The 6,818-nt window shown below is 25.0% G+C and carries 4 protein-coding genes; 1 reads left to right on the forward strand and 3 read right to left on the reverse strand.

Annotated elements, in window-relative coordinates:
- Nucleotides 1-519: TrkA C-terminal domain-containing protein (locus tag GBZ86_RS11010; protein ID WP_152890631.1), on the forward strand; the 519-nt coding region annotated here is incomplete at its 5' end.
- A 305-nt stretch (nt 520-824) separates the two neighbouring features.
- On the opposite strand, the gene GBZ86_RS11015 is transcribed toward GBZ86_RS11010, so the two are convergent.
- The 3 genes from GBZ86_RS11015 to hcp form a co-directional block, all read right to left on the reverse strand.
- Nucleotides 825-2,270: an MFS transporter gene (locus GBZ86_RS11015; protein WP_152890633.1), complete on the reverse strand. Its 1,446-nt coding sequence runs from the start codon at nt 2,268-2,270 to the stop codon at nt 825-827.
- 371 nt (nt 2,271-2,641) lie between these two features.
- The gene (locus GBZ86_RS11020) at nt 2,642-4,351 is read right to left on the reverse strand and encodes a replication initiator protein A (RefSeq protein ID WP_152890635.1); all 1,710 of its coding nucleotides are present in this window, start codon (nt 4,349-4,351) and stop codon (nt 2,642-2,644) included.
- 612 nt (nt 4,352-4,963) lie between these two features.
- Complete coding sequence (hcp, locus tag GBZ86_RS11025; protein WP_152890637.1) at nt 4,964-6,610, reverse strand: hydroxylamine reductase; 1,647 nt, start codon at nt 6,608-6,610, stop codon at nt 4,964-4,966.
- Nucleotides 6,611-6,818: the final 208 nt, after the last annotated feature.

Consider the following 6,818-nt stretch of genomic DNA (forward strand, 5'->3'; position numbering starts at 1 on the left):
ACTTTAGTAAGTATTTATAAAGTTTCACCAGAAACTATACGTAGATCTATAGCTTTATTAAAAGATATGAATGTAGTTGAAGTAAATGAAAAGAGCGGAATAATAATTAATAGTAAAAATTTTGCTAAAGATTTTTTAACCAAGTTTAAAACTCAAAATGATTTTACTTCCATTAATAATGAGACTTTTAAACTTATAAAAGAAAAAAGATCAATAGATGAAAAACTTGAAAAAAATTTATTATCAATTATAGAATTTGCAACTCAATTAAGAAATGTAGGAACTATAATTCCTTTTGAAAATGTAGTTGAAGAAGGAAGCGTAGCTGTAGATAAGAGTATTGGTGAATTAAACTTTTGGCATAATACTAAAGCTACAATTATTGGAGTTAAGAGAAATGGAGAAACTTTTTTATCTCCTGGACCATATTTTAAAATACAAGAAAATGATATTATTCTTTATGTTGGAGATGATTCCGTTATTGAAAATGTGAAAAATTACATATCTAATATAGAGTAAAATTTTCTTTTTAACTCAATTCTTAAGTATATAACAAAATTTTTAACCTTATAAAATAATTTATAATCTATATAAAATTAATAACCTAGATATATAAATTTAAAGTAATCTACCATTTCTACAAAATCTTATGTGGATTTATCTCCCACCCATGAGGATGGGAGAATTCTCTCAAAATTAACTAAAACTAATCACTTCTATATACTTTTTCTGTTTAATCACTTCATTTTAATATATTTCTTTATATCCAAGTTCAATATATGATGAGTTAATAAAATATTTAGTTACATTCACTATATTATTTGCTATTTATTTGCCATAGAAGATGACACATGACTAAAAGAATAAGTAATACTTTTATTATTAATATTAAAATTTAATAAAATTTGCTCAATGGTATGAGGAATATTATTTCTAGCATTGGACATGAAATTAATTAAAAGGTTAGATGCTAATGCTGTTCCAATAGACCTTAAAAGTTCTGCGGCTGCTTGTCCTGATGTAGCATTTTCCTTTGGAACAAAACACTCCATTAAATAATTTATTGGAGTACCCATAGTTAATCCATTACCTATACCAGTTAAAATCAATGCAATAATCAAAGAAAAAACATCACAGGTTTTAGTGGTAATAAAGGATAAAATCACTCCTCCTAAAATAATACTTATAAACCCTATAATCAACTCATTTTTTACAGAAAATTTATCAATTAACTTTCCTCCTAAAGGTGCAAAAAGGGCTGAAAATATAGCTACCACTGTTACAAAATATCCACCTGAACCAGCTGGCAATCTTAAAACATTAGCTGCTAATTGAGGAATAAAAATTAAATCTGCCATTGTAAAACATATACAAAAACTTAGTATAAGAGTGGTGCATATATTTCTATCTTTAAAATAAACCAAGTTTAAAATTGGATTATTAGAATTGCTTTCTATTTTTATAAATATAGGTACTAAAATTATGAATATAATAAAAAATGGATATACCTTAATATTTATTAGAGATTCTAAAATATTTCCAAAATTTAAATTAGTTAAACTATACATTAATGAAAGTATTAATAAACTTAAAACTATTCCACCTTTAACATCAATTTTCTTTTTAAACTTAATAATACTTTCATCCTTAACATTCATTAATAAAATTAATACCACTATACTTATTGGTACATTTATTAAGAATATTAATCCCCATTTATCCAAACCAAAGATATTAACAATTAAAGAACCTAAAGTAGGTCCTATAGCTGTTCCCACACCATAAACAGCACCTACAAGTCCTAAAGCATATCCTCTTTTATTCATGGGAAAGGCTTCACCTATGTATGCAGTTGCTAATGGCATCATTCCACCAGCACCTATGGCTTCAAAAATTCTACTTATAATCAAAATCCAATATACATTAAAGATTCCAGATATTCCACACAATAAAGAACTAACCCCAAAAATAATTATGCTAATTCTAAAGACTTTTATCTTTCCATACTGATCTGCTATACTTCCTACAATAGGTAAAAATATTGCATAAGTTATGGTATATGCAGTTATTAACCAAATACTAGTATTAAAGTTTACATTAAAATATGAAGCTATAATCTCCCTTACCGGTGAAACTATACCAGTATCTATGACCCCCATAAATACTCCTAAAAGAAATATTGTTACTACTAAATTAATATGTTTATTATTTTTCATCTCTTTCATACTGGCATTTTCATTCATACTACCCATGTCAAGCATATTACTCATATCATCAATATTACTTCACACCTTTCTTTAGTATTTTTCTTTGAATATAATACTTACATACTTTTATGTCAAAAATATACTTATGCTTTATTATGCCTTTAGATTAGAAAAATAAATATTAGTTTAAATAAAGTAATATAAAAATATATGTGATAAGTAATAAATGTAATTTAAAGTTTATATTTAAAATTACATTTATTACTTGTCTATTTTTTTGCAAACATATAAAATAAAATTTGTGGTTTTTATCATTTATTCAATATGTTTAATTATATAAAAAATAAAACTCTTAAATACTTATTACTAACAATTTAAGAATTTTATTAGGTATATTTATTTATTCATACTTATGCATTCTATTATATATTACTTTAATTATTTTTCTTAATATATTCTATTTTAAAACTTTCAAAAATTTTAAATCCTCTATATATACTTGCTCTTTTTAAAAGTTCATCTTTAAAAATTTCTGATTTCTCCTTTTCTATAGGATATCTTTCCCATTTTTCTATAGTTTTTAAAATTTTATCCTTTTCTTCTTGGGATGAAGCTATATTATATAATTGACGTTGCCCCTTAAGCTTTTTCTTATACATGCCTTCAATATCACCAAGAATAGAATCTTTCATAGCCATATAAACAAATTCTTCTTCTTTAATAAATTTACTTAATTCATTTTCTATATATTCATCAAAAGTTTTTCTAATAAGACCTTCATCTATAAACTTTTCTCCTTCAATCTTAGCTTTATAATCTTCTACAAATTTAACTATCTCAGGATTGCTATTTTCTACTTTAACCATATTTCCATTATTTTCTCCAGCTGGGGTCATAGCAAATACAAATAATGCAGCTGAATCTTTAACTTTTCCTTTAGAAATTCCATCTTTTATCCATAATATATATTTTGCTAATTCATATTTGGAATTTTTACTCATAAGTTCTGATATTTTATTTTCATTAATACCAAAATCCTTTAATTCTTTTTTAATATCATTAGGAAATACCATTTGTTCCTTAGGTTTTTCTTTTTTAGTAACTATCTTATTATTTTTATTAACACTTTTAGTTAAAGAGTTTATAACCTTACTTCTATTACCTTTAAATATAATATAAATAGCATCTTCTTTAATACCATTTATTAAAATTTCATCACCATAAAAATAATCTTCTAAAACTCCTTTTTCAATTAATCTTTCTAAAGGATTTTTTAACTTCCTTTTTAAATCAGATATATTTCTATACTCAATAGGTAGTTTATATTTTAAAGTATTATACCTACGCTTTATATAGGTCATTTGACCATTACTACTATATCTATTTCCTTCCACATAACTATAAAGTCTTCTAGTAAGTCCACTTCTTAATGAAAAATAAGTATTATTACTTAAAAATTTTATAAATGAATTTTCTATATTATTTAATATAAGATCATCAAAAGTTACTACTAAAGATTGACTATTACGTTTATTTTGTTGAGCTTTACTTAAAAATTCATAGCTTAATAACCTTATTCCCATTTCACTTTCAACAAACTCTTCATTATTTTTATCATAAATAATTCCTTGTGTTAAAGGATGATAACTTACACTAAATAACTCAAAAATAGCATCTTTTATCCTATTTATATTTTGCCCACTATCAGTAATCCCCATATATAAACAAACTTCCGTTAAAGAGCAATTTAACTTTCTAGTTGGCAACACATATTTTTTAATTTTTTTATCATATATTATAGGAGGTGATTTCTTTATATACAAAGCAATTAATGTGAATAAAACATCCATTGCAAATCCATTTGGTAAATTAGTTATAGATGTAGCTATTATTTCTCTATCATTTCCTTTACTATCAGTCCATCTCATATATTCAACTTGAGTGATATCAGGATTCCGAACTCTACCAATAATTCTTTTAGCTAATGGACTAACATCAGGTGATTCTATCCAATGGGTTGCAGTATTAGTTTTATTTCTTGGTTTAAAAATAAATAAAGGTGCTTCTATCATATTAACATCTATTAAAAAGCTACTTTCAGATATTCTTTTAGATCCTTCTTTTATTATAATCTCTTTTTCCACATTATCACCTCTTTAAGATTTTATCATTACATATTTAACTCTTCAATATACATTTTGAAAATATATTAATATGAATAAATATTATTAACATTATCCACACTACCGATTAAAACGTGTGATTTATGTACCGATTAAAACGTGTGATTCAACCGATTAACTTGTGCTATCATGTACCGATTAACTTGTGCTATTCAACCGATTAAAACGTGTGATTTAACCGATTAAAGTGTGTTTTCAATCTATCTAAAACCCTTGAAATAACTAGCTTTCTCAAAAACGTACTATATATATACAACAACATATACTATAAATGTTATTATACTATATATATACTATTAAAAAATATCTAAGAAAAAAACCTTATATATAAAATAAACTTTTTATAAGTACTTTTTAAAATATGAAAGGTACTATTTAATTAATTAAACTTAATATTATAATATTCTTTACCAAAATAGAATTTATAAAAATCATTAATAATAAATAGTTTATCTATATATTTTTTTTAATTTAATGGTTTAATTAATATTAAATAATAATGCAAATTTTAGTGTTAATTATAAGGGAGTAAATAAAGTGTTATAGAGATTATTAGGTTATTAAAAATTAACTTTATTTTTCTAAGAACATTCTTAAATCATCTTCAACATTTGTTATGCCACCAATTCCAAAGTTTTTAATTAAAACATTAGCTACATTTTGTGATAAAAATGCTGGTAATGTAGGTCCTAAATGTATATTTTTTACTCCTAAATATAGTAATGATAATAATACTATAACAGCTTTTTGTTCATACCAAGCAATATTAAATGCTATAGGAAGATCATTTATATCCTCTAATTGAAATACTTCTTTTAATTTTAAAGCTATAAGCACTAATGAATAAGAATCATTACATTGTCCTGCATCTAATACTCTTGGAATTCCCTCAATCTCTCCTAAATTTAGTTTATTATACTTATATTTAGCACAGCCTGCTGTTAATATAACAGTATCTTTTGGTAATTCTTTTGCAAATTCAGTATAATAATTTCTTGATTTAGCTCTTCCATCACAACCTGCCATAACAAAAAATTTCTTTATTGAACCATTTTTAACAGCATCAATAATCTTATCAGCAAGAGTTAATACTTGATTATGTGCAAATCCTCCAATTATTTCTCCTGTTTCTATTTCTGTAGGTGATTTACATTTCTTAGCTTGCTCTATAATAATTGAAAAATCTTTATTTCCTTTTTCATCTGCTTCAATATGAGTACAACCTGTAAAGCCTGCTGATCCTGTTGTATACAATCTATTTTTATAACTATCTTTAGGAGGAACTATACAGTTAGTCGTCATTAATACTGGTCCATTAAAACTTTCAAACTCCTCTTTTTGTTTCCACCAAGCATTGCCGTAATTTCCTGCAAAATGTTTATATTTTTTAAATGCTGGATAATATTGTCCTGGTAGCATTTCAGAATGAGTATAAACATCTATTCCCGTACCTTCTGTTTGCTTTAAAAGTTCATCTAAATCTTTTAAATCATGACCTGAAATTAATATTCCTGGATTATTTCTAACTCCAATATCTACTTTAGTAATTTCAGGATTTCCATAACTTTCAACATTAGCAGTATCAAGTAATGCCATGGCATTTACTCCAAAATTCCCTGTTTCTAAAGTTAATGAAATTAATTGCTCAACTGTTAAAGAATTATTTGTTAGTTTTGCTAAAGTACTTTGCATAAAAGCATGTATATCTTCTGAATCATATCCAAGCACATTAGCATGCTTCATATATGCAGACATTCCCTTTAACCCATAAGTAATTAATTCTCTTAAGCTTCTAATATCCTCGTTTTTAGTAGATAAAACACCTACTTCTTCACTTATATATTTTTTCTCAAACTCCTCATCTTTATTAGCTGTCCATAAAGCACATTCTGTTAATTCATAAGTATCCTTTAAAGTTGATAACAATTCATCTTTAACATTTAAAGTTTTTCTTACTCTATCATAGAAAATATTATTGTCAAAATTTGCATTAGTTATGGTAGTAAATAAATTTAAAGTTATCATATTATTTACTTTAGGATCTATTTGCTTTCCTTCTTTTCTTAATTTAGTTGTAATTTCTGAAATGCCTTTAGTAACATATATTAATAAATCCTGCATTTTTGCTAAATTTGGTGACTTACCACACACTCCAAACTTTGTACAGCCTACTCTCCCTGCTGTCTCTTGGCACTGATAACAAAACATTAAATTTTCCATTTATGTATTCTCCTTTTTATATCTCGTGTACATAACAACACAAGACTTATTTTTTAATATAAAATTGTATTATTTTTATAATCCCTAGGTGGTAAGATAGTTGTCGTAGAAACAAATTAATGGTATTCTCAAATTTAGAGAATAATAAGGAGAGTTTAACTATGACAAAAAATAAATCAAATAGAAAGTACTTAAAAGAAGAAAAAGA

The sequence above is a fragment of the Clostridium tarantellae genome, from assembly GCF_009295725.1.
Lineage (GTDB): Bacteria > Bacillota > Clostridia > Clostridiales > Clostridiaceae > Sarcina > Sarcina tarantellae.